The sequence below is a fragment of the Gorillibacterium sp. CAU 1737 genome (assembly GCF_039888655.1).
Classification (GTDB): Bacteria; Bacillota; Bacilli; order Paenibacillales; family NBRC-103111; genus Gorillibacterium.
This window is the reverse complement of record NZ_JBDQQO010000002.1, coordinates 77,888-102,640: the sequence shown is the minus strand read 5'-3', so window position 1 is coordinate 102,640 and position 24,753 is coordinate 77,888. Positions and strand designations below refer to the sequence as shown.

Below are 24,753 nucleotides of genomic sequence, written 5' to 3'. Positions count from 1 at the left end.
CTTGCTAGTGTTCTATACACCTCGAACAATTGTTCGAAACACCATATGTAGTCGGTACTACCTAATGTAGCGTCAATATCTAGTGATGTCAATCACATTTTTTGTCCAAAAGGGCTTGACAGCTTACCACTGAAAACCAGGAAAACCAATCTCAAAATCGAGAAGGCTGCGGATGAAAAACGCTTCCTTTCCCGCTGCTATCGACATTCCGCACAGAGAAAAGCCGCCCCGGAGAGCGGCCCCAATTGGCAATTCCGTTTGAAAAAAAACGTGATGCGATTCACAGCAAGTACCGGCTTTCTAGCCAGGTAAATGATTAACCGCATAAAGCAGTTTTGAAACGGAGGGGTTACCCCTTCACTTCCGTACCCGCGAATACATGGATTTGAGAGGGCTTCGATGCGAAAGCCGGAGCCTGACGCATGAAGGTCTGGAAATGCTCCGAGCCGTTATGCGCTTCAACGGCTTGCTGGTCCTTCCATACCTCCACCATGGTAAAGGCATCCTCTTGGTCCGTCTGCTCCGTCAGGGTATACCGAAGATTGCCCTCTTCGGCCTGCGACGCTGCGATCAGCGGCTTGGCTGCCTCCAGGAAGTCTGCTTTCTTGTCGGGCAGGACAAAAATGTCTGCGTGGATAATGATCATCGGTTGTTCTCCTCCTGTTGACCTCTTTGCTCCTCTTCCTTCGGCGAGCGCCCCTTATCCTCCAGGGAAACGGTGTACCGCTCTGCGGCTTCCGCGATCCGAGCCGACTCCATCTCGGGCAGAAGCTTCCAGAATCGCTTCGGCATATGGTTCATTCTGCCGCGCGGGTTCACTCGCGCTTGGATGGCAATGGTCTCGTAGAATCGCTGCCACATGGCCCGGTAGCTTCCCTCATCGGGGCTCTCCGACGGCAGGGTCAGCTCGTCCACGTCCATGATAACATACTCGTTCGGGCGGTGCACAAGCGCCCGGCGATGCGTGCGGTCGTGGATGAGAAAGGCTTCTCCGCTGAAGCGGTCGCTGAAATGATCCGCAATCACCGGAAGCACCTGGTTCTCCGGCTCGATCTCGGCGATCAGCACTTGCCCGTGGGAGGCAAAGCGAACAAAGCCTGTGTAGAGGTGTGCTTCGCGGCGCAGATTCTGCACGGCCTTGTTGAGCGAATGCATCGGCTCCTCCGCAAGTCGGTTAAACGCAGAGCGCCCCTTCTGAAAGCCGAGGCGAATGTAGCGGAGCAGGAGCAGCTCCTTGTGCGGGTGACAGGTTAAGCATCCGTCGCGCACCACACCCAGCGCTTCTTCTCCCAGCTTCGTACGGATGCCGGTCTCCACTCGCCGGGCTTTCTCCCCCTCTGTCTCGATATAGACCGTATCGAAGAGAAGCCCCTCTTCGGAGCTCTCCGACAAAATATCAAGCGGTAGGATCTTGCGCGCATAGCTTTCAAAGACACAGGTGAGCAAGCCCTCGTAAGTACCGTCATAGAGAAACACTACATCTGTCCGGTCAAGCATTGCACCACGTCCTCCCGACTGACGGTCTGATGAAGGGAGCTTCCTGGGTCCAGTTCATCGAAGAAGGACAACTGCTCCACTGCGGGAGCCATCGGCAGCTTCTTCTTCATACTGTCGGACACAAGAGCGCGAAGGGCCGAATCCGGTGTAATGCGGAGCCCTTCCAGCGTGCGTCCGTTGCACAGAATAAAGTATTGGGCGCGCTTCAAGACGACGCCCAGCTTCTTCAGGGCAATGAAATCAAGCATACCGGCTCTCCTTGCCTTCAGGATGCGCTGAGCGCTCTTGACCCCGATGCCAGGAACCCGAAGGAGCATCTCATAGGGAGCACGGTTCACCTCTAAGGGAAATTGCTCCATATGATGAATGGCCCAATTGCATTTGGGGTCGATGAGGGGATTGAAGTTCGGATTCTTCTCGTCGAGCAGCTCCTTCGCCTCAAACCCATAAAACCGCAGCAGCCAATCAGCCTGGTACAGCCGGTGCTCGCGAAGAAGCGGCGGCTTCACGTCGAGAGCCGGAAGCAAGGAATGCTCTAAAACGGGGGTGTATGCGGAATAGAACACCCGTTTCAGCTTGAACTTGCGATAGAGCCCCTCGCTCAGGTTCAGAATGCGGTAATCCGTATCCGGAGTAGCGCCGACAATCATCTGCGTACTTTGTCCCCCAGGAGCGAACTTAGGCGCATGCTTATACTGGACGATGTCCGTCTTGTTCTCTGCGATCCGCTCCTTCAAGTGCCCCATCGGCAGGAGAATGGATTCCTTGCTCTTGTCCGGTGCCAACTGCTTGAGGCTGTCCTGCGAAGGCAGCTCGATGTTGACGCTCATGCGGTCCGCCAGGTGCCCGAGCCGCGTCAGCAGCTCCGGGGCCGCCCCAGGGATCGCCTTCACGTGAATATAGCCGCCAAACCGATATTCCGTACGCAGCAGGTCGAGGGTCTCGATCAGCTTCTCTGTCGTATAATCCGGATTGCGCATGATCCCTGAGCTTAAGAACAATCCTTCTATGTAATTGCGCCGATAAAATTGAATGGTCAGATCCGCCAGCTCGCGAGGCGTGAAGGCGGCGCGGCGGGTGTCGTTCGATTTGCGATTGACGCAATAGGCGCAGTCGTAGATGCAGACATTCGTCATGAGCACCTTCAGCAGCGAAATGCAGCGTCCATCGGCCGAGAAGCTGTGGCAGATACCCATCGAAACGGCGTTGCCAAGGGTTCCCGGCGTATTCGACCGGTTCACTCCGCTTGAGGTGCAGGCTACATCGTATTTGGCCGAATCCGTCAATATCGTCAGCTTGTCAATGACGTCCATGCGATTCCCTCCTGTTCTCTTCAGTATAGATAAGAACAGGTGTTCTTGTCAATGACAGCACTAACCGCTACGTGAAAAAGCCCTGATTCGTCCGATTTTCCAACGAATCAGGGCTTTTGGTTACGCTAGCCTAAAGGTAATGAGCCTCCTCATGCTTCACGCCCCATTGTCCATCTCTCGCTTGCACAATCTCGGCGACAAGAACTCCGTGCAGCGCAAGCATTTCCGTAATGCGGACGGTTGTATGGATGCGTTCCTCGTCCTCCATCCTTTTTAGAAAACGTATAGTCTCATCCGAGAAGGTAAACCGAAGAACTCCTCCATGCGGAGTACGAATGCTTTCAACCGATTGGATCGCCGGCAGATCCCAGTGCTGGTTAACCCAATCCAAAGTTTGCAGATCATTCCCTATAGCGGCCACGGGGTATCCTCATCTTTCGTGTTTTTTATCTGTTCAGCCTTTATTCGTTAGCGCTTACAGAATACCCCTAAGAATGAGTGCGAACAAGTGATCATTGGGTATAGCGAAACTTGCTTCCGAGCATGAGAACGCAGTTTCCCATGGTCACTCCATCGTTTTGATTACCGTTTCAATATGCTCTGGCAAAAACGGCTTCGTAATATATCCGATTGCACCAAGCTCAATGGCTTTCTCTTTTGTTTCTGTTGAAGAATCTGCAGAAACCATAATGACCTTAACGTTGAGACCTTGTTTTTGGATTTTCTCGAGCGCCGTTAATCCATCCATCTCAGGCATATTGATATCCAAGAAAATGACATCGGGTGCTGCTTTCTCGATCTCAGCTAACAGTTGAAGACCATTGTTCACTTTAGCCAGGCATTCATGTTTGCCTTTTTTTAGGATCGACTCAATCGAATCACAGATGAAGTCTACATCATCGGCAACAATGAATGACAATTTCGTATCTTTTCGTCCTAGTAATTCATCGGTAGTCACATGAAATTAGTCCGCTAATGAGCACAGCATAAGAATATCCGGCATGGAATTAGCATTTTCCCATTTTGAGATAGCAGCTATCGAAACCCCCATTTCGGCAGCGAGCTTTTCTTGTGTAATCCCATTCGTCTTACGTAATTCCTGAATTTTATTACCGATGTTCACGGTTGCACCCTCCGATTCTTTTCATTAGCAAGTACTAAGGAGCTGCGAGGAAATTAGGATCCGCTTTGGCTGACAAAGCTCCACGGTTCTGGGAGTTTTGTCAGCCATTTAGCGGTACTTATTTCGTCGCAGTCTCTTACTAAGAAAAGTGTATCAAGAATCTACGGGCATTCCTAACGAAGGTTATTCAATTCCATTTTACTTAGCGTTAACCTGAGCTTCGAAATCCTATAGTGGCATAACAAGCGAAGGAACGTTAGTATCATCACTCCGAAATTGAAAAGACTGATCTCTATGCAGAGGATTCTACTCTACAAGGGGGATCAGTCTTCTTCTTGCATGATAGGGGATCACATTGAAAAGCCGTCAGCGGCCCAGCCGCATCATCATCTTCTCTTCCACAACCTCGCCGCCGACAAAATGCTCCTCGACGATCTGCGGGATATCCTCTGGAGTCAAGTCATAATACCAGATGCCTTCGGGATAGACCAGCATGAAGGCCCCGTTGCCGCACAGCCCGAGACAGCTGCATTTGTTGATCTTGACTTCCTTCAGGATGCCGTGCTCCGCCAACTGCTCCTTGAAGCTCTCCATCACGGGCTCGGTTTCTTGGTTGTTGCAATGCTCACTCGAGCAAAAGAACACGTGATGCTTGAGCGCCTTCATTCGCATATTCATTCTCATCCGCCTCCACGTCAGAATTCATGACCGGTTTTTGAGAATTATAGGCGATTTCGTTCGAAGCGCTTATGATCTTTCTTACACCAACGGGTTCCATTGAGCATTTGTTTCAAAATATCCATATTCTGAGTGAGTTATCCTAACACAGCGGTGGCAACCAGCTCTTGATAAGCCTTCTTTGGTCGAAGACCGATCAGCTTCTCGACCGCCTCGCCGCGATGGAAGAGAAGCACCGTGGGCATGCTCATGACGCCAAATGCAGAGGCCAGCTCCGGCGATGCATCGACATTCACCTTGGCAACCGACACCTCCGAACCGAACTCCTCCTGAAGCTCCTCCAGCACCGGATTCAACATTCGGCAAGGCGAGCACCAGGCTGCGCCGAACTCAATCAGCGCAGGCTTTCCTGTGCCGATCACCTTCTCAAAGCCATCCTTCTCTACGGTAGGTACACTCATTCTTCTCGACTCCCTTTCGGTTCTGCTTCTGCCCATATCGAAGTGATGCGTTCGGTCAGGTTGGCCCGAATGCCCGACAGCAGCACGATCTGCTCGTCGAGCTCCTTCAGCTTCTGCTCATAGATCGGCAGGATTTGCTGACAAAAGGCTTCCTTGTTCATCATCACACAGGTGAGAAAGCTCGCGATCTGTTCGGTCGTAAACCCGAGTGACAAATAGAACCGGATGGTCTTCACCTGGTCGACCGCCAGCGCGTTATAATCCCGGTAGCCGCTCTCCAGCCGGCTTGCGGTCAGCAAGCCCTTTTCCTCATAGTGGCGCAGAGAGCGAACGCTCGCTCCGGTCTGCCGCGACAATTCCCCTATCCTCACCGAACGCAACTCCCTTCATATGGCTGTCTACAGAATAAACCCTGACATTAGTGTCAGAGTCAAGGGCGAATTGAAAAACTCTTCGAGCTGCTGCACACAAAGGAGATTGAGAAAAGGCGAGCACCGCTTGCGGGTGAACTCGCCTTTCGTTCTCAAACCCATGCTATCGTTTACACCGCGGTCAGGCGGAAAATCGTGCTGGCGTAATCGCCCTTCAGCGGATCGAAGGACAGGCCGACCTGCATGAGCCGGTCTCCGCCATACGTCCCAAAGCCTTCCACCTCGTAGTTCTTCTCCGGATCGAGGCCGCGGAAGCGCAGGTTGATTTGCGGGCCGAACGGCTCCGCGAGCACCTTGAAGTAGAACGCGATTGCTTCCGTCTTGTCTTCCGAGACAAACATCCACGCGGTTTCCTTGTGCTCGAACGGGCTCTTGAGGCGGTAGAGCTCACCTTGTTGAATAATGCTGCGAATGTCCTTGTACAATGCGATCTGACGCTTGACTTCGATGCGCTCCTCCTCCGTAAAGCGAGTGAGGTCCAGCTCGTAGCCGAAGTTACCGGACATGGCTACATCTCCGCGCATCGAGAGCGGCGTGAACCGGCCGACCTGGTGGTTCGGCACGGCCGATACGTGAGCGCCGATGGAGCTGACGGGATAGATGAGGCTGGTGCCGTATTGAATCTTCAACCGTTCCACGCTGTCGGTGTCATCGCTCGCCCATGCTTGCGGCATGTAGTAGAGCATACCCGGATCGAATCGGCCGCCGCCGCTGGAGCAGCTTTCGAACAGGATGTGCGGGAACGCAGTTGTGATGCGCTCCATCAGGCTGTAGACCCCCAGCATGTAGCGGTGGGCGATCTCGCCTTGACGTTCAGCCGGCGCATCGGCCGAGCCGATCTCGGTAAGGCTGCGGTTCATGTCCCACTTCACGTAGCTGAGCGGAATCGATCCGAAGATGCCGCTCAGCGTGTCGAAGAGGTAATCTTCGATCTCCTTGCGCGACAGGTCGAGAACCAGCTGGGTGCGCGCCTCGGTGCGGCGGCGTCCCTCCACGTGCAGGCACCAGTCGGGATGAGCGCGGTACAGCTCGCTCTCCGGAGAGATCATCTCCGGCTCAACCCAGAGGCCGAATTTCAGGCCTTGCTTGTTGATGCGCTCCGCAAGATTCCCAAGACCAAGCGGCAGCTTCTCTTCATTCACGAACCAGTCGCCCAGCGAGGTTGTGTCGTCGTTGCGCTTGCCGAACCAGCCGTCGTCCAGCACGAACAGCTCGATGCCGAGCTCCGATCCAACCTTGGCGATCTCTTCGATCTTGTCCGCGGTGAAGTTGAAGTACGTGGCTTCCCAGTTGTTCACCAGAATCGGCCGAACCTGATCGCGGTATTCCCCGCGGCACAGCCGGGTCCGGTACAGCTTGTGATAGGTGCGGGACATGCCGCCCAGTCCTTCAGCGGAATAGACCAGCACCGCCTCCGGCGTCTGGAATGAATCGCCTGCTTCGAGAACCCAATCGAAGTCGAACGGGTTCATACCGATCTGCACGCGCACCTTCTGCATGAAGTCGACTTCGGCTTCTGCCAGGAAGTTGCCGCTGTACACGAGGCTGAAGCCGTACACCTCTCCTTGCTCTTCCCCGGCATCCGGGCTCACGAGAGCGAGGAACGGGTTCAGCTGATGGCCGCTCATGCCGCGGCGGCTCTCCAGCTTCGTGCTGCCCGGTCCAAGCGGGCGGCGCTGAAGATGCGCTTCGCGGGACCAGGCTCCAGCCAGGTACAGCGCCTCATAGTCAGACACGTCGAGGTCGACGCTGGCGCTGAGCGCGCGAAGCAGGTGCAGGCGCTTACCGCCTTCGTTCACGAGACGCGACGAGCGTGCAACGGCGTCCGAGCCGGCGAACACGCTGTAGCTCATAACCACCGCAAGGCCGGAATACGCGTCCTTCAGGGTGATCTCCAGCGTGAGGGTGTCGTCCTCCTTTTCCGAATAAACGGCCGGAAGCCCTTTCAAAACCGGCTTGCAGGAAAGGATGCGATAGCTGTCATATTTCAAATGAGTGATACGCGAGCCGTCCTCCAGCTTGATCTGATAAGCCGGGTTGCGGAAGTCGCCGTTTCCATATTGCGGATACTCTTGATGAAGCATATCCAGATTGTCCGATTTCGGCGTGTGCGGCAGCATGGAGAGGTTGCCGGTGTCCCGCAGCTTCTTGCCCCAATATTGATGAACCAGCTCGCCGTCTACCACCTGCATGATATAGCTGACGGTCTCTCCTTGCAGATGAAACAGCAACTCATTTTCCTGAACGCGAATCTTCACGGGTTGAACACTCCTGTTCTCGCTTTAGTCCGTACGTATGTCATTATACCGAAGCGTCCTCAGGGAATGAATGGCATGGTGTCGGCAATGCCTGTCATGATGTACCGTTCTTCAAGTCAGCCTCCCCTGCCCTCGCATCAAGACTCTAAAAAATCAAGGACCGCTTGAAACACCGTATCCTTCTCTTTCTCCACGGTTACATTGTGTCCGCAATTTTGTAGATGCAGCTTCTTCACCTCATTTGAGGAAACACCCTTTTCGATCAGATCAATGCCTCGTTCATGAATCGCGTTATCGTTCAAGGCATGTAGGATCAATACAGGCTGCGTTATCTTGTGTAATGATTTTCTTGTGATTCGTTGGAGTTTGTTCATTTCATGTACGCTGCTAACCGGGATCTTCCTATACCCCAATAAGTATTTTGATTCTTCTTCGGGTCGTTCTCCTTCTGCCCATTCACTGTATCTCATAAAATACTTGGCGATACCGGCATACTTGGCCGCCGGATCTTTCGTGACCAGGGCTGGCGCGAGAGCAACAACTTTGTTCACCTTCGCATTTTCAGCGATATATAGAGCCAATACGCCCCCCATAGAATGACCAATCACATGGATGGTGGAACAGCGTTCCCGTAACCTTGCATACCCATCTTCAACTGACTTTATCCAATCTGTATAGGCAGCCTTCTCCATCTCCTCAAGTACCGTTCCGTGCCCCGCTAGTCGAACTCCAAGCACTGTATACCCCGCTTTGTTAAGATTCTCTCCAAGCTCTCTGACCTCGGCAGGTGTGGAGGTGAATCCGTGAATCAGCAGGCAGCCTGTCTCATTTCCTGAGAAGAAAAATTCCTTCTTCCACTCGATATGTTCCATATGGAAACTCCACTCCTATCTCCTCTACATCCGATCCTCTGCCGGTTGTTTCTCTATTTCACTTGTCCATAGAATGCATACGGCAATCGCAATCCAGAACCCGGCTAACGGGAAAAAGATCTTATACCCTACGGAATCCAGCAATACCCCCATAAGAAGGCCTGCAATAAATTGCGAGGATGAAACAAAAAAGTTGAAAATCCCCATAAATTCTCCCAATCGATCCCGTGGAACCACTTCAGCAAGCATGGCGTAGGAGGTCACCTGAATCGCAATAAATCCGATACCGATCACCGACATCACCACATATAAGCCAACGGTCCCGCTAATAAAGATTCCTGAGAAAATGGCAATAACGAAAAGAATCGCACCCAGCAGCATGACTGTTTTCCGCTTTATTTTATCGGAAAGGACGCCTAAGGGGTACGCGAAGATCGCCCCTGTTATCGTAAGCAATAGCAGTGAAAAGCTCGCGGTATCTGCACTTACGTTTAATTGATTGATGCAATATTTCACAAAGTAAGGAGTAATGCTTCCGTATCCAAGATAAATGAAAAAGATGGCTGCAAACAATTTCATGGCGGACGGATATTTATAGAAGTCAAAGGCAAACTTGGTGCGTTTGTAGTCGGTACTTGCCGGTTTCTCCTTAATGAAGATCAAGGTGACGACAACGGTTAGTATCCCCAGTAAAGCGCTTACAAAGAAAGGGAGACTATGATTCTGATTGAACGAGCTTGGGTTGTCCCAAAGCTTAGGTCCCATAACAAAGATAAAAGCTCCGCCCAGAACACTAACAACCTTTGAGAAACCGTTCGCGAGTCCGAGTTGATTATCATTTACCGTCTCTGGAATCAATGAATAATAAGGGCCTTGATAGAAATTCAGACTAAAGTAGAAGAAAAATGCAAGGACAAACAAGGACCAGTAGCTAGGGGCAAAAGGTAAAAAGCACATGGAGATCGTCGTAAGCAGCGTCCCCATCAGGATGAACGGTTTCCGTCTACCCATTTTAAACTTGGATCGATCACTCAGGACTCCGGCTATGTACTGGACAAAAATCCCGGTGAAGGAGCCCATTGTAATAAGAAATCCCGCCTTCATATTGCTAACATGAAAAGTGGCCACCAGCATAGGTATGAGTGTCATATTCATGGCCCATAGCAGTCCCACGCCTAAGTTGGGAAGTCCGATCAAATAGGGTAATGCTTTTTTATTCATTGCTGCACCTCTTCTATTGTAGTTCACCAATCAATCGTCACGGAGTCCCGTTGCTTATGTAGTGAATGGCCATGTCGATCATCAGTTTCACTTGCGACTCCCCATCGATTTCTTGATCGCTCGTAAGGATGAAGTTTCGTGAAATGAGCTTTTGGCACAAGCTGATCAGCGCATGGGTTAGCGTCATATAAAACTCTTCACTGTGAACCGATGGTTTAATGCTTCCATCCTTTTTACCTTTCTCCAGCGCATCCATCATGAACGGCATCAGATTCAAGATGGTCTTCTCATAGACGGCTAATCGATCCGGGGAAATTTTCTCCTTGATCATGTAGTTATCAAACTCTTCAATAAATCGCAAAAACTCCTTATGCTCTTTGTAAAGAGTCAAGAAAACAGATAATAAGGCTTCAACCCTTTGGATCCCGTTCCGAGCTATGTATTCGGTTTGATCAAAATCCTTAAGATAGGCAGTAATGGTGATTTCCCAGGCTCTTATGGCTACTTCAATCACAAGCTCCGGCTTTGTCTTGAAATAACGATAGATCGAGGCAACTCCAACCTCAGCGCTCTTGGCAATGTCCGTCATCTTCGTATTTTCGATCCCATTTTCTTTGAATACGGTAATCGCAGCCTGAATCACCTCTTCTTTGCGCAGCTCTTTTTGATGGTCTACCTCATTCTTCCTTTTGTCTCTTAAATCCATAAAGAGTGTCCTCGGTTTCTAAAGATTTGGAGTACCTGATAGTTGGACTATCATGTTGAAACTAATTATATCACGGTAGTCCGAAAAAAATAAAGGGGTAGACTAGGGATGCTTACTCCTGAACGGATCGCCAACGCCTCATTTTGTGTATGATAGAAGGATATTTCTTGGTCCCTGATCGTGTTATACATATACGAGGTGAAAGCATGGATGACATTTATAAACGGAACGTTGAAATGATTTATCGGATTTGCTTCATGTATCTCAAAAATTCAACCGATTCGGAGGATGCGGTTCAATCGATTTTTCTGAAACTTTTGAAGTCCAACACGTCTTTTGCTGACCCCGAGCATGAGAAGGCATGGCTTATCGTAACGACCCGAAACTATTGCAAGGATTTCCTGAAAAGCTGGTGGAGAACGCGGAAAGTCGAGCTGACACGTTTGCCGGAGGCGGTTTGGAGAGATGACAACGATGGCTCGGGAGAGGTCCTTGATCAGCTACTGGCGTTGCCTGATAAATACAAAATCGTACTCTACCTTTATTATTTCGAAGAGTATTCCGTCAGAGAAATCGCGAACATACTCATCCGTAAAGAAAGCACGATTCAAACCCAGCTGGCGAAGGGACGAACGCTCATGAAGGTAAGCTTAGGAGGCCACTATGAAAAATAATCATATCAATCAACTTTTCGAGGCCATTTCTCCAACCGAGAATCAGAAAGAAAACATGTGGACAGCCATCGAACGGCAGCGCCTGGTCGCCCATGAACCAAGCCAAGAGATACATAGACGAGCCTCCTATCGCAAAATACTGATCTCGCTATCTGCCAGCTTGCTCATACTCCTCATCTCGGCAACCGCATATGCTGCAGTATCCGGCGATATCGAAAAGTTATACGACCGCTATTTTAATGGAAAAGGACAGACGGTCACTTTTGCAAACGGCGATACCTCGCACTATGAAATTGAAGGCAGGAATATGAAGGTTACGATCAGCCCCCACAATGGGCCTTGGCTCGTTCAGAAATCCTGGGGGCGCCTCATCGTAAGCGTAAACGGAGAAAAAATCAATATTTCGGAGGCGCTTAAAAAGAAGGGATACTTTTACTATAGCTATCGAGACGACACGAACATCCTGCATCGCTTGTATATCGTGAGGAACGCTGGCGGAACCAAAGATTATGCGGAGCGGTGGTACTCCCAAATGGATTGGCTGCCTGAGTTGGGCATGTCAGGAGGAGTGCGTGGACTTAGTCAGGAATTGGCGATGGCCATCGGGGGCGCCAATTTGGATGCAGAGGAAGGGAAAGATCTGGACGCTGCACTTAAGGACCGCTTAGAGAAGTATTGGAAAGAGTATGGAAATTAGACGTCATATGGGGTCTTTCAAGGTGGAAACGCAAAAAATCCCCCTCTAGTAGGCAACTGCTAGAGGGGGATTCGCATATCGATTACTTAATCACCACGTACTCCAAGTTAACCAGCTTGGCGAATGTCACGATTTGGTCGGTCGTCAGGTTCAGGGAAACGACGGTATGATGCCCCCCGCCATTCTCGATCCAGGCTTTGACCCCATCCTGGAAATTCGGCTTCACGGTCCACAGGACACGAGCCACGGGAAGCTTGGGAGCAGGAACCGTCGGCTCGAATGCGGAAACCTCGTTGATCAGCAACTTATAATGAGTGCCGAAGTCAGCCATCGATACGACGACGCCCTCTCCAGCCTTCCCGTCAAACACCAGACGCGCCGGGTCTTCACGATCGCCGATACCAAGCGGGGAAACAACGACTTTCGGCTTGCTGCTTGCCAAGGACGGGTCCACCTCGAGCATATGGGATTGCAGGATGGCTTCCTGACCGGCTGCCATCTCGTAGGTGTAATCCTCCATAAAGCCCGTGTTTTGATGGCGGCTCATCACTTTCAGCAAGCGATCGAGTGCTGCCGTCTTCCAGTCGCCCTCGCCGGCAAAGCCGTAGCCCTGCTCCATCAGACGTTGGACGGCAAGACCGGGAAGCTGTTTCATCCCATGCAAATCCTCGAAGTTCGTCGTGAACGCATTATACCCTCTCTCGTCCAGGAACCGCTTGATGGCAATTTCGTAGCTGGCTTGAACTTTCACGCTGGCTTCCCAGGCTTCTTTGCTGTACGTACCGTAATCGAACTCATAGAGCTCCGCATACTGGGCCAACAGATCATGAATTTCCTGTTCGGTAACAGCATTCACATACTGCACAAGGTCGCCGATGCCAAAGTAGTCCACGGTCCATCCGAATTGAATTTGGGCTTCGACCTTATCCCCTTCCGTTACGCCTACGTTGCGCATGTTGTCGCCGAAGCGGGCAACCTTGATGGTGAAGCTTTCGTTATAAGCAACCGCGACGTCCATCCAATCGGCAAGTTGCTGCTGAACGTCCGGACGTTCCCAGTAGCCTACGACGATTTTATTTTGCTTCTTCAGACGGGCGTTAATGAAGCCGTATTCGCGATCTCCGTGGGCAGCCTGGTTCAGGTTCATGAAGTCCATGTCGATCGTTGCCCAAGGAATGCTTTCATTGAACTGGGTTGCCAAGTGAAGCAGAGGCTTCTGCAGCAATTTCGTCCCGCGAATCCACATTTTGGCAGGTGAGAATGTATGCATCCACGTGATAACCCCCGCCACTTCATCGCGATAGTTGATCTCTTTCATGACGCTTGTAATTTTATCCGCACTGACAGCCAGGTCCTGCAGGACAAGCGGATAAGGAAGCACCCCGCTGTTATTCAAAGCATCAGTCATCGTCTGCGCATGAGCTTTCACTTCCGCCAGAGCTTCTTCTCCGTACAAATGCTGAGAACCTACGACAAACCAAAACTGTTTTGCTGCTGTTGCTGACATCCTCATCATCCTCTTTTCTTGATTTGTCTTTCCTCTTGGACAGAACCCTTACTTCTGCCCGTAGTAGGCATCTTTTCCGTGTTTGCGAAGGTAGTGCTTATCCAGAATGCTTTGCGGCAGTTCTTTAGCAAAATGATTCAATTCCCGTGCAAACAAATTCATTTTGCATACTTCCTCCAGGACGACGCTGCTTACAACCGCCGATTGCACGTCCTTCCCCCATGTGAAAGGTGCATGCCCCTGGAGCAGAACGGCCGGAATCGCCATGACATCCAATCCCCGCTGCTCGAACGTTTCAATGATGACATGCCCTGTTTCCGCTTCGTAGCCCCTGTCGATCTCCTCTTGATTCAGGAAACGGGCGCATGGTACGGCGCCATAGAAGGTATCAGCATGCGTCGTGCCCATGACCGGCACATCCAATCCCGCTTGCGCCCAGATGGTTGCCCAGGTCGAGTGGGTATGCACGATGCCGCCAATCTGCGGATAGTGCTTATACAATACAGCATGAGTCGCGGTATCGGAGGACGGCCTCAGTTCTCCCTCGACGACATTCCCGTCGAGATCCACCACGACCATGTCGCTCGGTTTCATCTTTTCATAGCTGACCCCGCTCGGTTTGATCACGAACAGGCCGCTTTCCCGATCGACAGCGCTCGCATTGCCCCAAGTGAATTTGACGAGTCCGTGCTTCGGCAAGTCCAGATTCGCTTGGTAAACCTCTTCTTTCAGCTGTTCTAACAACGTTAGCCCCTCCCGTTCTCAACCAGATGGTCTACAGCGGCCTGTTCAATGGCCAACCCTGCTCGGTACCGTTCGATAAATTCTTCAAACCCTTGTACATCCGCTGCGTCTGGAGCCATCTCCTGCCCTTTCACATCCCGGAAGACCTTCTGTTCGAGGAAGTCCTCCAGGCTCTCTCCTTGATCCTGGTTGATCAGGTAAGAGGCTAGAAGCGCCATGCCCCATGCCCCGCCTTCCCCGGCCGTGGACATGACCGAGATCGGCACATTCAGAGCAGCAGCCAAAACCTTTTGTCCGACGACAGGCGTTTTGAAGAGTCCGCCGTGTGCCAATATGCGGTCAATAGCCACTTCTTCGTTCTCCGTCAAAATACCCATCCCGAGCCTCAATGCTCCGAAGGCCGTAAATAAGTGCGTACGCATGAAATTCGCTAACGTAAAATTGCTTTCCGGCGAGCGAACGAATAACGGCCGGCCATGGTCAAGTCCCGTAATGTTTTCACCGGAGAGATAGCCGTAGCTGAGCAAGCCGCCGCCGTCCGGATCCGCTTCAAGGGCTTTGTTCAACAGCACGCCAAACAATTTCCCGGAATCCACCTGGAATCCCATCGCTTCGGAGAATTCACGGAACAACCCCATCCAAGCGTTAAGATCGCTTGAGCAGTTATTCGCATGCACCATTCCGACCGGGCTGCCATTCGGCGTCGTAACCATGTCGATCTCCGGGTAAACCTTGGACAATTCCTTTTCCAATACGATCATCGCAAAAACGGAAGTGCCGACTGATACGTTTCCTGTCCGTTTCCTCACACTGTTCGTCGCAACCATGCCCGTACCGGCGTCACCTTCTGGAGGGCAGAATGGAATACCGGGCTGCAGATCCCCGGCAGGGTCCAGAATAGCGGCTCCCTCTTCCGTTAAATGCCCCACTTGCTCGCCGGAGAGGTGCACGTTGGGAAGAAGATCCTCAAGCTTCCACGGATAGCCTTTGGCTGCGATATGCTCATCGAATTGCTTAACCATCGCGGGATGGTAATTGTGAGTTGCTTCATCAATCGGGAAGACGCCGGAAGCATCGCCGATGCCGATCGCTCTCGTGCCGGTAAGGAGCCAGTGGATGTATCCAGCTAGCGTTGTTACAAAATCAAGGCGCGGAACATGCTCCTCTTGATTTAATACGGCTTGATACAAGTGAGCAATGCTCCAGCGCTCGGGAATATTGAACCGGAACAAGTCCGTTAGTTCCCTTGCTGCCACTCCGGTTGTCGCGTTGCGCCAAGTCCGAAACGGTACCAGCAGATCCCCCGCGCTGTCGAAGGCCATGTACCCGTGCATCATAGCGGAAAATCCGATCGAACCCACAGTCCGCAGGGTGACTCCATAATTCCGCTCCACTTCCTGCTTCATTTCACGATAGGCAGTTTGGAGGCCAACGATGATATCCTCCTGGTTGTACGTCCAATAGCCGTCCTTCAACTGATTTTCCCACTCATAGCTTCCCGATGCGATCGTCTGGAACCGACGATCAATCAGCACCGCTTTGATCCGCGTGGAACCAAATTCGATGCCAAGGGAAGTCTCGCCCTTGGTGATCATCGCACTCAAGTCTACCTGATTCATGGTCCCGTATGTCTCCTCTCTATTCGCAGGTTTACCCTAACGCTCAATTCGAATATCGCTGCTTCCGATCAAACCGGCCATTCAACGGAACAATCGGAGATTTCGATCAAAAGAAGACGCTTTCCCTTACTGACAGCCTTAGTATATTTTTTGTACGTACATTTGTCAATTCGATCTACTCGTTATACCTACATAAGTCGTGACCTTCTCTAAGTCGTTGTATGATGGCGCTTTCTTTTCCCGATAATCATGGGATTTGCACAATTACTTCTACATATTTATACTATTTTGCTTACATTTCAGAAGTTCCAACTTGTATATGTACGTACATTATCATCTGTTATCAAGAAGTAGTCAATGGAACGGAACAATAGGAAAGCTGCCGAGACGTTCTCGGCAGCTTCTTTTCTACCCGATCATCCAATTCGCATAACCTGCTACAAGACGGTATTCATCCGTTATCTGCTTCCTTTTTCAACTCATAATAATCCATGGTTGATGTCTCGATGAACCCGCAAGATTTATACAAATGCAGAGCATTCGCATTTTCCGTCGCCACTTGCAGCATAATGCTGCTTGCATTCGCTTCGATTAGTTTTTCGACGGCCATGATCAGCACCCCACGTCCAAATCCATATCCCCGGTATTCCGGCAATATGCCCAGGCCGTAAATACCGCCCACTTGAGATAACAGCTGAAGATGGACCTTCCCTAGGATCTGTTGATCCTTTTCTGCTAAATAAATCATGATGCCCCTTGCTTCTTCGTCCTCGGGCAGGATCAATTCCGGTTCGTCGCCGAAATAAATCTCATTTTGTCTCGAAATCTCTTGAGCATCCCCATTGTTTGCTTTTCTAAATGTAATTTCACGTTTCCTACTTGGAAGGAGTTCAAATTGCTCTCGATCCAAAACCATTTCGTATTCGGAATGATCGAGTCTCGCTCCAGTTCCTTGAGTAACCCATTGCCCGGCAACCGACTTTCTATCGCTTAGAAGGAGCATGCTTTTTGCGTCACGTCGGTTCCACTCCTCCTTGACCAACGTAAACAAATGACGATACACGCCTTGTCGCCTATATTCTGGATGTACCATGCCATTCACTTCAATTTGCGATCCGATCCCTCCGAAACTGGATATCCCCATGTATCCGATTAGTTGCTGGTCATCGAAATACATGAATTCATTCATTTGTTGAATGCCGGAGTTCTTTGCTTCTGTTTGAGCGACTCCAAGCTTGTACTCAAGCTCGAGTTTCAGGGCCGTTTGATCGGCATGAAGGCAAAGCTCCTGAAGCTCATGAATCCGCTGATAATCCTCTTGATCGAGGGTTTCTCGTAATTTTATCCAAGGTTTCCTTATCCATTTCAAGGGACTCATTCTCCTCTTAACTCTTTGATTAGATTGATCGTCTCTCCACCACCATGTTACTACAGTTATGGATTCAGGCAGAGGGAATAAATCTTTATATTGGACCGAACACCGATATATGTCACAAATCGTTATCAAAACCCTCCGCAGGAAGAGGCCATCCCTTCATCGCTTCATCCAAGGCAGCGTAATCTTCCTCCTCTAAGTCGATCTCGAAGGAGTCTACCAACTCCTCCAAAACCTCTCCCCAATTCCCCTCAAATTCACCCATCCGAAAAATTTCAGCAATCTTAGGCAGGTCTTTAGAACACACGCCGACTGACTCAATAAAAAGGTCTAAACCCTCTTCTTCTCGCATATCAAAGAACTCCCTAAGGACTTCCATAGTGACGTCAGAAATGTTGGACAGAGGATGCCTACTCCCTTCGACGAACAAGTTTTTTTATTTCTTCGATATTAACCTTTAGTGTGGAAAAAGCAGTAATTTGGCCATCTCTGGACGCAATGAATGTATTATCTGGAACAACCACCACACTTAAGGGGGCCACTACCATACTATCCCCTTGTTTCATATGCCTTACCATTAGCTCATCGTCAGATAAAAGCTCTCATAAACCAACCATCCACTCTGAACGAAATAGAATTCAGTAAGTTTTTTATGGAATGACTATTCTGCCAGCTTCCCACGCTAGATGCTTCCGTTCTCAAGTGCTTTTTCCAGAACGACATCCCTGTTGGTGTAGAGATCTTCTCGGCACCGTTCAACCGGGATATCCGGTGTGATCCCAATGCCTTCGAAAGGTTCCCCGTTTGGAAAGAGAGCACGAATAGAACCGACGCCGATATAGACCTCTTCGTCAATTCGCTTCCAGACGGGTTGGCCGGTTGATCCCCAGGTTCTCTCCCCGATAACCGTTGCCCGAGCATTGTCCTTAAACGGCATAATAAAATCTTCAGCAGCAGAACCAGACGATCTGTCTGCTAGAAGAATGACCTGTCCGTTATAGCGTTCTTTTTCATCCGCAGGTTCTGCCAGTTCGGACGCCACTCGGCATAGCTGTAGTTTTCCGGAAAATGGAGATCCCTGCTTCCATGGCGTTTCCCGAGCCACTCCGGGTGGCGTGACTGTTCGATCCACCACCGGTAAGGCCGATCCATAAGCTTCCTGGTCAGCTCGCTTGGCGTTGACCCTCCGCTGTTGCCGCGTACATCCACAATGATTGCCTGAGCATGACCGTATTCTTGAACGAACTCTACTGCACGATTTTCATAGTGGGGTTCCCCGAAGCTAGGGATTCGTATGTAGGCTACTTTGTCCTTCTGGATCCATTTCCCTTCGGTTTCCGATGGTTGGTTCATAACGTGAAACCGCTCATCATTGCGTGCTAATCGTGGCAGCATGACTATTTTGCGGGAATGGGTTTGATCTTCGAACTCGACTTCGATGGATTTGCTTTGAATGAAATAGGGGAGAAAAAATTCCATTCGACTATGTTGAGAGGTACTATTCGCTAATCCGGTGTAGATTTCAAGTTCCTTGGACCATTCGGATGGAGATTTCCCCTCAATGGAGAGCACCAAATCACCTGGTTTAAGAACATTCGCGGCATCTCGATTCACAACCCATTCCTCTTTAAGCTTCAATAACGAAAAGCTAAGGATTTCGTTTCCACACTCTGGTAGTAACGTATCGGAATATCCAGAATGGGCGTTCCGCAAGAGCCCATACAACTCCCACATTACCTTTGCAAAATCAAAGCGGGTCTCTGCTTCTACTGCTTTCTTATAAAATTCCTCTACCACTTGGTCCAAATCATCTGGTTTTACTTTGGCATCATCCCAATGTGCAAATGAACGCTCGATCAACCGAAAGGTTTCCGACACGATAAGGACTCGCCGCTCCACGTTTAAGTGTTGCTCTTCCATCCTGATTACCACTCCCTAAACCTTCATTTAATTAGTAAGCCACTTCACCATGTAATAACGTGAGAACTTGTTCGTACTATACTCCACCTTGCCGACCAACGCTTATCATCAACTGGAACGGTGGTTTTGCTCTAGGACAAATTGAATAACATCCGTCGCAAATCGATCCGGTTCTTCATAATGAGGCAAATGACCACTCTCATCATAAACCTTCAAAAACCCGTTCCAAACGTCTTTTGTGTCTGATGAAACATAAATTCACAGCAATTTTCTCCCGGTCCACCGCGCAGGTATAAAAGTGATGAAGCGTTTTCATTGCCGTGAATCTCAACATACAATCGTTTTCCTCTTACCTCTAATAAATTGCCTTCCATAGAAACCCCCTTTCATTTGAAAAGTACATATTTCTACAATACAGATAAAATTCTGCATATTTCGCAAATTTCCTTTCTTATACAAAGATCTGATTCTCACATCAACTTAACGAAGCGGATGGCCCCTTCGTCAACCGATCCAAAAGTTTTTAGGGCCATCCTTTGTCGGATGACCCTTCTCTGATCTCGTTTTATTCAACGATCGTTCGCCGTTTGTTCATGTAAGGATGATGCAAAAAAGACTAATTATTTCGTTCCTGATACTCAAAGGGTTCTTCACAAGAGTAAATGTTATGGAAAAACCCCTTATACGGGATATCATCCTCCAGACATTTGATGAGATACGACAATTCCTCGTCACACCCCGGTTCCTCACCGTTGTTCTGCATTACCTCGAAAGCATCCACAATACTTTCCATAATGCCTACCTGAATAAAGAAGGGCAGCCTGTCTAACATTGAATCTTCGAGTTTGGTCTCCGATCTATATCCCTCGAGGACGGTATGAAAATAATCATTCATAAACTTTCTGCGTTTACCGGCGTCTGGTTCGAATTGAATCCAGCCCACTCCGTGAGTCCAGAGACTTGCCAGGTCATACATATACCAACCGAAACATGAATTATCGAAATCATATACGGTTATTTGCCCGGTAGTAAAATCTATCGAATAATTCCCATCGTTATAATCAAAATGAATCATACCGAAAGTCTCCTGATTCATGTCCAGCCCTTTTAAGGTATGGAGGATCTGTACCATTTTCTCCTTAGTCCGGGATAAAGAGTCGGGAATCAGCTTATCGATATATTCAGCATTAAATTTATCGAAGAAACTGTAACGGCGATGAACAGGCGTATACCCTTTTGATAGTTGGTGCAGTTTCCCCAGCACTTTACCGCAATTATAGTAATATTCAGTAATCGGAGCTCCATCCCGGTACCGATAATGATTTTCCACAAGCATTTTGCCCTTGGCCTTTTCAAATAGGCAGACAAAAAAAGTGTGGTGATTGTGAGTGATTTCTTCCAGCAGGTTTCCCTTCTTGGAGCTGACTACATCCGCGACAGCTCCACCATGCTCGAATAAATATCGGATATACTCAACTTCTCCCAAAAAATCTTCCCGGCTTCTGTCAGGCAAAAAAGCGATTCTTAGTATCTTTGCGTTGGCGCCTTCTTTTTCACAGGTGTATACGACGTTCCTCCCGCCCTCATGTGGCGGAATCTGCCGGATAACATAGCCTTCTAATCCGAACAACTCTGATAGTACTGTAAGTAAATAGGTATCTCCAATTGAAACAACTTCGTTGTAATTTATAACGATCTCTCCTTTTCGTACAACCCTCTATTTATGGATACAAAAAGAGCATACCTCATTAGTCGGCATGCTCAATGGACTTTTTTGATCATGTTAAACGTTGTTCACTCTGATGGGCGCAAACCATTCCATTTCACAATATTGTCCATCATAGGCATCCGTGTCAATTTTCTCGAAGAAGAATTCACTATCCAGAAGTTCGTATCTCCCGTTGTGCTCCTTGACAAGCCTATCGATGGCAGTATACAGTGCCTCTGCGCGCAATTCACTAATTTCCTCGTAATGATGGTTCCCAATATAGCGAAAACCAACACACATAGAAGCAGGGACTGTGTCACCTGTAAATCCTTCAGGAATATCAGCCAGATTCCTTACACGCATAGACGGAAGATAGTGAGTCCAACTAAGCAATGGATCAGGTTTCCTCGTTAGACCGTAAAAAATATTGGATTCCACTGGATTAGGAACATGATGTCGATAATCCCACCAAAACTGTTTGGCAGCTTCGGGTGCTTTTATCGGCGCTTCAGCAATCTCAATTTGATACCTTCGCCCGATTAATTGAAAGGATGGAATCATAATCATCTCCGGCCCGTATACCATATTCCCGCAAACATTATTCTTTGGAAACAGATGAAGAGGAGGTGTTACGTGAATATTTCTGCCGGAATCTCTACATTCACCAGGCGTAAGCCCATATTCGCGTTTAAACGCACGTATGTAGGTTTGCTCATGTTCATAACCGCATTCCATTGCAATGTCGAGGACCCGTTTCTCCGTTTTCATCAAATCCTCTAAGCTGACGGCTAGCTTTCGAGAGCGGATATAGCTTTGTAGCGGTACACCAAAAGCGAACTTGAAAAGTCGGCGCAAATGAATCGTGGAAATCGGAAGATCGTTCAGATATTCCGTTTCGCTCATACCAGAAATGTTTCCTTCTATTCGGGATAGGAGCTCAGAAAGGAGTTTATAGGGTTGTATGGCTGATGTCACTCTCCTGGTATGTTTTTGTTCCTAAAATTCCAAACCGAACATCGTGCTATCCGATAACGGCATGTTTTGGGTCCATCCTATTTTTTATCCCTTAGAAGTTGCAGTTACCTGTTTTCCTTTTGCAGGATTCGCTCCATTTGCTCAATGGCTTCGATATCCCATTTCATGGCTCTGCGTCCTTCATCCGCAAGAATCTTTCTCATATGGGGACTGCGGAATTTCTCAAAGCCCTCATCATCGAACGAAAATCCCTGACTCCATAAATAACCGCCATAGTTGGCGCATTCCGACCATGCAGCTATCGCTGTATTCAGCTCCTGTGCCCATTCCGGATATAGGTTAACAAGTTGTTTATAGTAAGGCAGAATTTGACCTCGTAGATTGATTTGAGTAAGGGCGTCGCAATAGATAATAAACCGATGCTCCAAACTATTGGCTCCATTTTCATCATTCGGAGCGTTATCGGATGGATGCAGAGAACACTTCGAGAAATCGTCTTCATACCCGAAAAAAACATCGTAATCATGCTTACAGCCGTCATCTGTAATGCCCTGGGCAATCACGGGGATCCCTCTGTTAATCGATTCTACGAAATCCTGTCTGATCTGCGCTGCTGACTTCTGTTGATGTTGCTCCCGGCCATCACGATCCGTTTTGCTTTCCAACCGATCACGCTTACTAATCGATCCTGGATTTCAAAGGGATACGTGTTGCAGTTCTCAATATCCTCGTTCCCAAATATCCATTTTCCCTCCGTCCAGCACAATCGATTCGCCAATCCGCTGTACGACAACAACTCTGCATTTTGGTACTTCTCTCCGATCCCTTGCAACGCTCCATACAAGGCTCCAATAAATGATGTTAGATGAGCATAGCCATCCGCTTGTTGGGTGATTAACGGTACATTTGATATCAGCTTTCTGGACATAGCAAAGCCTCCTTCAATCGTGATTTGAATGGAAAGAGGATCAAACCGCTTCAAGCTGCTTTTCATCTTGATATTTCAGGGCGATATCAATCACTTTCGCTTTAGACTTGGACAGCTCCTGACCTGCAAGAGATAGTCGCCTATTACGTATGTAATCACCCTCACCACGGGCGAATGCGCCCAAGCCAGCCTTTGTCCTCCCAATGGGCCTTGTCGAGCGGGTTCCACTCGTTGCTCTTCTGATTCAGCCTCATGATGCGAAACATCATGCGCGTCTTGAAGCCTGGCTTGGCTCGGCCGAGCTGCTTGTCGATCCGTTTGGCCACTCGTTTCGCCTTGCGCGCCATCTTCTCCTTCATGGCGGGCTTCACCATCGCCCAATTCATGGCGGCGACGACGAGCGGCAGCTTGTAAATGCGCGGAACACCCCAGAAGAACAAATTGGAGGCCAGCGCTTTTGTCACCTTCCCGGCCCCCACTCCGGCTGTCGTCGAAACCACCAACCCGACCTTGTTGAACATGGCTTGCTCCGGGCGATGCGACATCCAAAGGTAGGCCAGATGGTCAAGCACGGTTTTGAGCTGCCCTGTCATCCCGCCTACGTAACAAGGAGAGTCCAGCACAATGAGATCGGCTTCGCGGATGGCGTGAACGAGGGGCTGGACTTTCGCTTCATGCGGGCAGGTTTCCTCCCCGTTCAGGAAGCAGCGGTAACAGCCTACGCAAGGAGCAGGCGCGTCGCGCGGCATGAAGAATTCCTGAACCGTCTTCTCCTTCCCCTCGCCGGTCAGATGATCCAGTACCTGATGAACGAGATGATACGTGCTTCCCCGGTGCATTTGCCCGTGCAAAACCACAATCTTCATCTGTCTTCCCCCTCCAGTGAGTACATTCGATTGAACTGTCGCACATGCGCTCGAACTCGTCTCAGCGCTTCCTCCACCCGCTCCGGCTGGTTGTCATAGAGACAGAGCAGGAGGTAGAGCGGCGAATAAAAGTGAAGCGCGACCAGCTCCGGGTCGGCATCCCGAAGGATGCCCATCTCCATCAATCGGCGGAACAAGGCACTTTGATAGACAAGCGGTCCATTCAGGAAAATGCCGCGAAACGCTTCTCCTGCTTCGTTGTTCCGGTATTGCTCCAGCGTGACCATGCGGCGGAATTTGGCTGCATATTCATCCTGCAGGAAATAGCGAAACAATCCCTCACTGGCCTGGATCAAGTTTTCCTCGGAAAGCTTGGCGTAGAAGGTGGAGGCCTTGTCCCCACTTGAAGAATCGGCTCCCCCCAAATCCAAACCCAGCATTCCTTCCATGGACCGGTACCGTTCGTTCATCTCTACGAGAATCGTATCGAAGAGATGCTGCTTGCTTTGATAATGCTTGTAGAGTGAGCTTTCCTTGATCCCCACCGAACGAGCGATCTCCCGAACCGAGACGCCCTCATATCCATTCCTGGAAAAGAGGGCGAGAGCTGCTTCCATGATCCGCTCCCGTGTTGGCGTGCGCTCTTCTGTTGGCTGGCCTGTCTCTTGCTTGCTCATCAGTGGCCCCCATTCCAATTCAACGTCTTTAAATCCTGTTAGTCTTTACTATAGCTAACGATCGTTAGCCTGGCAATCATTTTTCGACAACAAAAGAAAAACGCCTTGTTGCCAAGGCGTCCTAAGCGAGCTAGAGCCCTATACGAGCGGCTTTTGAATGAGGGTAGCGAAGGTAAAGGGATGCACGTGACCATCCACGAGCGTCGTATTTCCTTTTACAAAATGAACATGTTTCCCGTTTCCTACCGGAATGGCGCGCCCCGTCCGGATCTTTTTGAGCTTATGGAAATGATCAAAGAAATCGGTGCGACTCAGATCGATCTCATGAACATGACTCTTACCGCACGGAATCACTTGCCCGGTAACGCCGGCAAAACGGTGATTATGCCGCTCCGCTCCCTGCTCTGCCAATTTCGTGCTCCCTGTGAATTCATGCACATGGGTTTGCTTTCCCTTTGTCTTGCGAACTTGCTTGGGCTTTCTTATCATGCCTTCTTCCTCCT

At 49.6% G+C, this 24,753-nt stretch carries 31 protein-coding genes; 2 read left to right on the top strand and 29 right to left on the bottom strand.

Going from position 1 to position 24,753, the window contains the following annotated elements:
* Nucleotides 1-349 precede the first annotated feature (349 nt).
* The 13 genes from AAFN83_RS04850 to AAFN83_RS04790 all read right to left on the bottom strand — a co-directional run bounded on the left by AAFN83_RS04850 (nucleotide 350) and on the right by AAFN83_RS04790 (nucleotide 10,560).
* Nucleotides 350-646 carry a putative quinol monooxygenase gene (locus tag AAFN83_RS04850; RefSeq protein WP_347767543.1) on the bottom strand — a complete coding sequence of 99 codons (297 nt, stop codon included), beginning with the start codon at nucleotides 644-646 and terminating at the stop codon, nucleotides 350-352.
* A complete protein-coding gene (locus tag AAFN83_RS04845; protein ID WP_347767541.1) occupies nucleotides 643-1,497 on the bottom strand; it encodes a TIGR03915 family putative DNA repair protein in 855 nt (284 codons plus the stop codon). Before AAFN83_RS04845 ends, AAFN83_RS04850 begins: the two co-directional genes overlap by 4 nt.
* The gene (locus tag AAFN83_RS04840) at nucleotides 1,476-2,810 is read right to left on the bottom strand and encodes a putative DNA modification/repair radical SAM protein (RefSeq protein ID WP_347767539.1); all 1,335 of its coding nucleotides are present in this window, start codon (nucleotides 2,808-2,810) and stop codon (nucleotides 1,476-1,478) included. Before AAFN83_RS04840 ends, AAFN83_RS04845 begins: the two co-directional genes overlap by 22 nt.
* Before the next feature lie 130 nt (nucleotides 2,811-2,940).
* Nucleotides 2,941-3,231, bottom strand: coding sequence for a hypothetical protein (locus AAFN83_RS04835; protein WP_347767537.1), 291 nt, complete (start codon nucleotides 3,229-3,231; stop codon nucleotides 2,941-2,943).
* A gap of 144 nt (nucleotides 3,232-3,375) precedes the next feature.
* A complete protein-coding gene (locus AAFN83_RS04830; protein ID WP_347767535.1) occupies nucleotides 3,376-3,768 on the bottom strand; it encodes a response regulator in 393 nt (130 codons plus the stop codon).
* Nucleotides 3,769-3,774: 6 nt separating this feature from the next.
* Entirely contained in the window at nucleotides 3,775-3,933 is a 159-nt protein-coding gene (locus tag AAFN83_RS04825; RefSeq protein ID WP_347767534.1) for a helix-turn-helix domain-containing protein, read from the bottom strand.
* 366 nt (nucleotides 3,934-4,299) lie between these two features.
* Nucleotides 4,300-4,611 carry a (2Fe-2S) ferredoxin domain-containing protein gene (locus AAFN83_RS04820; protein ID WP_347767532.1) on the bottom strand — a complete coding sequence of 104 codons (312 nt, stop codon included), beginning with the start codon at nucleotides 4,609-4,611 and terminating at the stop codon, nucleotides 4,300-4,302.
* A gap of 137 nt (nucleotides 4,612-4,748) precedes the next feature.
* Nucleotides 4,749-5,072 carry a thioredoxin gene (gene trxA, locus AAFN83_RS04815; RefSeq protein ID WP_347767531.1) on the bottom strand — a complete coding sequence of 108 codons (324 nt, stop codon included), beginning with the start codon at nucleotides 5,070-5,072 and terminating at the stop codon, nucleotides 4,749-4,751.
* A complete protein-coding gene (locus tag AAFN83_RS04810) occupies nucleotides 5,069-5,443 on the bottom strand; it encodes a MerR family transcriptional regulator (protein WP_347767530.1) in 375 nt (124 codons plus the stop codon). Before AAFN83_RS04810 ends, trxA begins: the two co-directional genes overlap by 4 nt.
* Nucleotides 5,444-5,613: 170 nt before the next feature.
* Nucleotides 5,614-7,761 carry an alpha-galactosidase gene (locus AAFN83_RS04805; RefSeq protein ID WP_347767529.1) on the bottom strand — a complete coding sequence of 716 codons (2,148 nt, stop codon included), beginning with the start codon at nucleotides 7,759-7,761 and terminating at the stop codon, nucleotides 5,614-5,616.
* 137 nt (nucleotides 7,762-7,898) lie between these two features.
* Nucleotides 7,899-8,633, bottom strand: a complete 735-nt coding sequence (locus tag AAFN83_RS04800; RefSeq protein WP_347767528.1) for an alpha/beta hydrolase — start codon at nucleotides 8,631-8,633, stop codon at nucleotides 7,899-7,901.
* A 24-nt stretch (nucleotides 8,634-8,657) separates the two neighbouring features.
* Complete coding sequence (locus AAFN83_RS04795) at nucleotides 8,658-9,854, bottom strand: MFS transporter (RefSeq protein ID WP_347767527.1); 1,197 nt, start codon at nucleotides 9,852-9,854, stop codon at nucleotides 8,658-8,660.
* Nucleotides 9,855-9,891: 37 nt separating this feature from the next.
* On the bottom strand, nucleotides 9,892-10,560 hold the full coding sequence (locus tag AAFN83_RS04790) for a TetR/AcrR family transcriptional regulator (protein ID WP_347767526.1): 669 nt from the start codon (nucleotides 10,558-10,560) through the stop codon (nucleotides 9,892-9,894).
* Nucleotides 10,561-10,727: 167 nt separating this feature from the next.
* On the opposite strand from AAFN83_RS04790, the gene AAFN83_RS04785 reads away from it, so the two are divergent.
* Both AAFN83_RS04785 and AAFN83_RS04780 read left to right on the top strand, forming a co-directional pair.
* Nucleotides 10,728-11,234, top strand: coding sequence for an RNA polymerase sigma factor (locus tag AAFN83_RS04785; RefSeq protein WP_347767525.1), 507 nt, complete (start codon nucleotides 10,728-10,730; stop codon nucleotides 11,232-11,234).
* Nucleotides 11,224-11,931: a hypothetical protein gene (locus AAFN83_RS04780; protein WP_347767524.1), complete on the top strand. Its 708-nt coding sequence runs from the start codon at nucleotides 11,224-11,226 to the stop codon at nucleotides 11,929-11,931. The genes AAFN83_RS04785 and AAFN83_RS04780 overlap by 11 nt, the downstream gene beginning before the upstream one ends.
* Nucleotides 11,932-12,013: 82 nt before the next feature.
* Here AAFN83_RS04780 and araA read toward each other — a convergent pair whose 3' ends face one another.
* The 16 genes from araA to AAFN83_RS04700 form a co-directional block, all read right to left on the bottom strand.
* On the bottom strand, nucleotides 12,014-13,438 hold the full coding sequence (gene araA, locus AAFN83_RS04775) for an L-arabinose isomerase (RefSeq protein ID WP_347767523.1): 1,425 nt from the start codon (nucleotides 13,436-13,438) through the stop codon (nucleotides 12,014-12,016).
* Between the two features lie 48 nt (nucleotides 13,439-13,486).
* Entirely contained in the window at nucleotides 13,487-14,182 is a 696-nt protein-coding gene (locus tag AAFN83_RS04770) for an L-ribulose-5-phosphate 4-epimerase (protein ID WP_347767521.1), read from the bottom strand.
* A 2-nt stretch (nucleotides 14,183-14,184) separates the two neighbouring features.
* Nucleotides 14,185-15,801, bottom strand: a complete 1,617-nt coding sequence (locus AAFN83_RS04765; RefSeq protein ID WP_347767519.1) for a xylulokinase — start codon at nucleotides 15,799-15,801, stop codon at nucleotides 14,185-14,187.
* A 451-nt stretch (nucleotides 15,802-16,252) separates the two neighbouring features.
* Nucleotides 16,253-17,170, bottom strand: a complete 918-nt coding sequence (locus AAFN83_RS04760; protein ID WP_481810474.1) for a GNAT family N-acetyltransferase — start codon at nucleotides 17,168-17,170, stop codon at nucleotides 16,253-16,255.
* Nucleotides 17,171-17,291: 121 nt separating this feature from the next.
* Complete coding sequence (locus tag AAFN83_RS04755) at nucleotides 17,292-17,528, bottom strand: hypothetical protein (protein ID WP_347767517.1); 237 nt, start codon at nucleotides 17,526-17,528, stop codon at nucleotides 17,292-17,294.
* Between the two features lie 330 nt (nucleotides 17,529-17,858).
* Nucleotides 17,859-18,218, bottom strand: a complete 360-nt coding sequence (locus AAFN83_RS04750; protein ID WP_347767515.1) for a S41 family peptidase — start codon at nucleotides 18,216-18,218, stop codon at nucleotides 17,859-17,861.
* Nucleotides 18,152-19,096, bottom strand: a complete 945-nt coding sequence (locus AAFN83_RS04745) for a S41 family peptidase (RefSeq protein WP_347767514.1) — start codon at nucleotides 19,094-19,096, stop codon at nucleotides 18,152-18,154. Before AAFN83_RS04745 ends, AAFN83_RS04750 begins: the two co-directional genes overlap by 67 nt.
* 212 nt (nucleotides 19,097-19,308) lie before the next feature.
* A complete protein-coding gene (locus AAFN83_RS04740; RefSeq protein WP_347767512.1) occupies nucleotides 19,309-19,470 on the bottom strand; it encodes a hypothetical protein in 162 nt (53 codons plus the stop codon).
* 242 nt (nucleotides 19,471-19,712) lie between these two features.
* Nucleotides 19,713-20,726 (bottom strand): phosphotransferase enzyme family protein, encoded by a 1,014-nt coding sequence (locus AAFN83_RS04735; protein ID WP_347767510.1) that lies wholly within the window; start codon nucleotides 20,724-20,726, stop codon nucleotides 19,713-19,715.
* 153 nt (nucleotides 20,727-20,879) lie between these two features.
* Nucleotides 20,880-21,707, bottom strand: a complete 828-nt coding sequence (locus tag AAFN83_RS04730; protein WP_347767509.1) for a helix-turn-helix domain-containing protein — start codon at nucleotides 21,705-21,707, stop codon at nucleotides 20,880-20,882.
* A 176-nt stretch (nucleotides 21,708-21,883) separates the two neighbouring features.
* Nucleotides 21,884-22,342: a hypothetical protein gene (locus AAFN83_RS04725; protein ID WP_347767507.1), complete on the bottom strand. Its 459-nt coding sequence runs from the start codon at nucleotides 22,340-22,342 to the stop codon at nucleotides 21,884-21,886.
* A 23-nt stretch (nucleotides 22,343-22,365) separates the two neighbouring features.
* Complete coding sequence (locus tag AAFN83_RS04720) at nucleotides 22,366-22,707, bottom strand: hypothetical protein (protein ID WP_347767505.1); 342 nt, start codon at nucleotides 22,705-22,707, stop codon at nucleotides 22,366-22,368.
* Nucleotides 22,708-22,747: 40 nt separating this feature from the next.
* Nucleotides 22,748-22,891 (bottom strand): hypothetical protein, encoded by a 144-nt coding sequence (locus AAFN83_RS04715; RefSeq protein WP_347767503.1) that lies wholly within the window; start codon nucleotides 22,889-22,891, stop codon nucleotides 22,748-22,750.
* Nucleotides 22,869-23,573, bottom strand: coding sequence for a flavodoxin family protein (locus tag AAFN83_RS04710; protein WP_347767502.1), 705 nt, complete (start codon nucleotides 23,571-23,573; stop codon nucleotides 22,869-22,871). The genes AAFN83_RS04715 and AAFN83_RS04710 overlap by 23 nt, the downstream gene beginning before the upstream one ends.
* Nucleotides 23,570-24,250: a TetR/AcrR family transcriptional regulator gene (locus AAFN83_RS04705; protein WP_347767500.1), complete on the bottom strand. Its 681-nt coding sequence runs from the start codon at nucleotides 24,248-24,250 to the stop codon at nucleotides 23,570-23,572. Before AAFN83_RS04705 ends, AAFN83_RS04710 begins: the two co-directional genes overlap by 4 nt.
* 138 nt (nucleotides 24,251-24,388) lie before the next feature.
* The gene (locus AAFN83_RS04700) at nucleotides 24,389-24,739 is read right to left on the bottom strand and encodes a YmaF family protein (RefSeq protein WP_347767499.1); all 351 of its coding nucleotides are present in this window, start codon (nucleotides 24,737-24,739) and stop codon (nucleotides 24,389-24,391) included.
* Nucleotides 24,740-24,753: the final 14 nt, after the last annotated feature.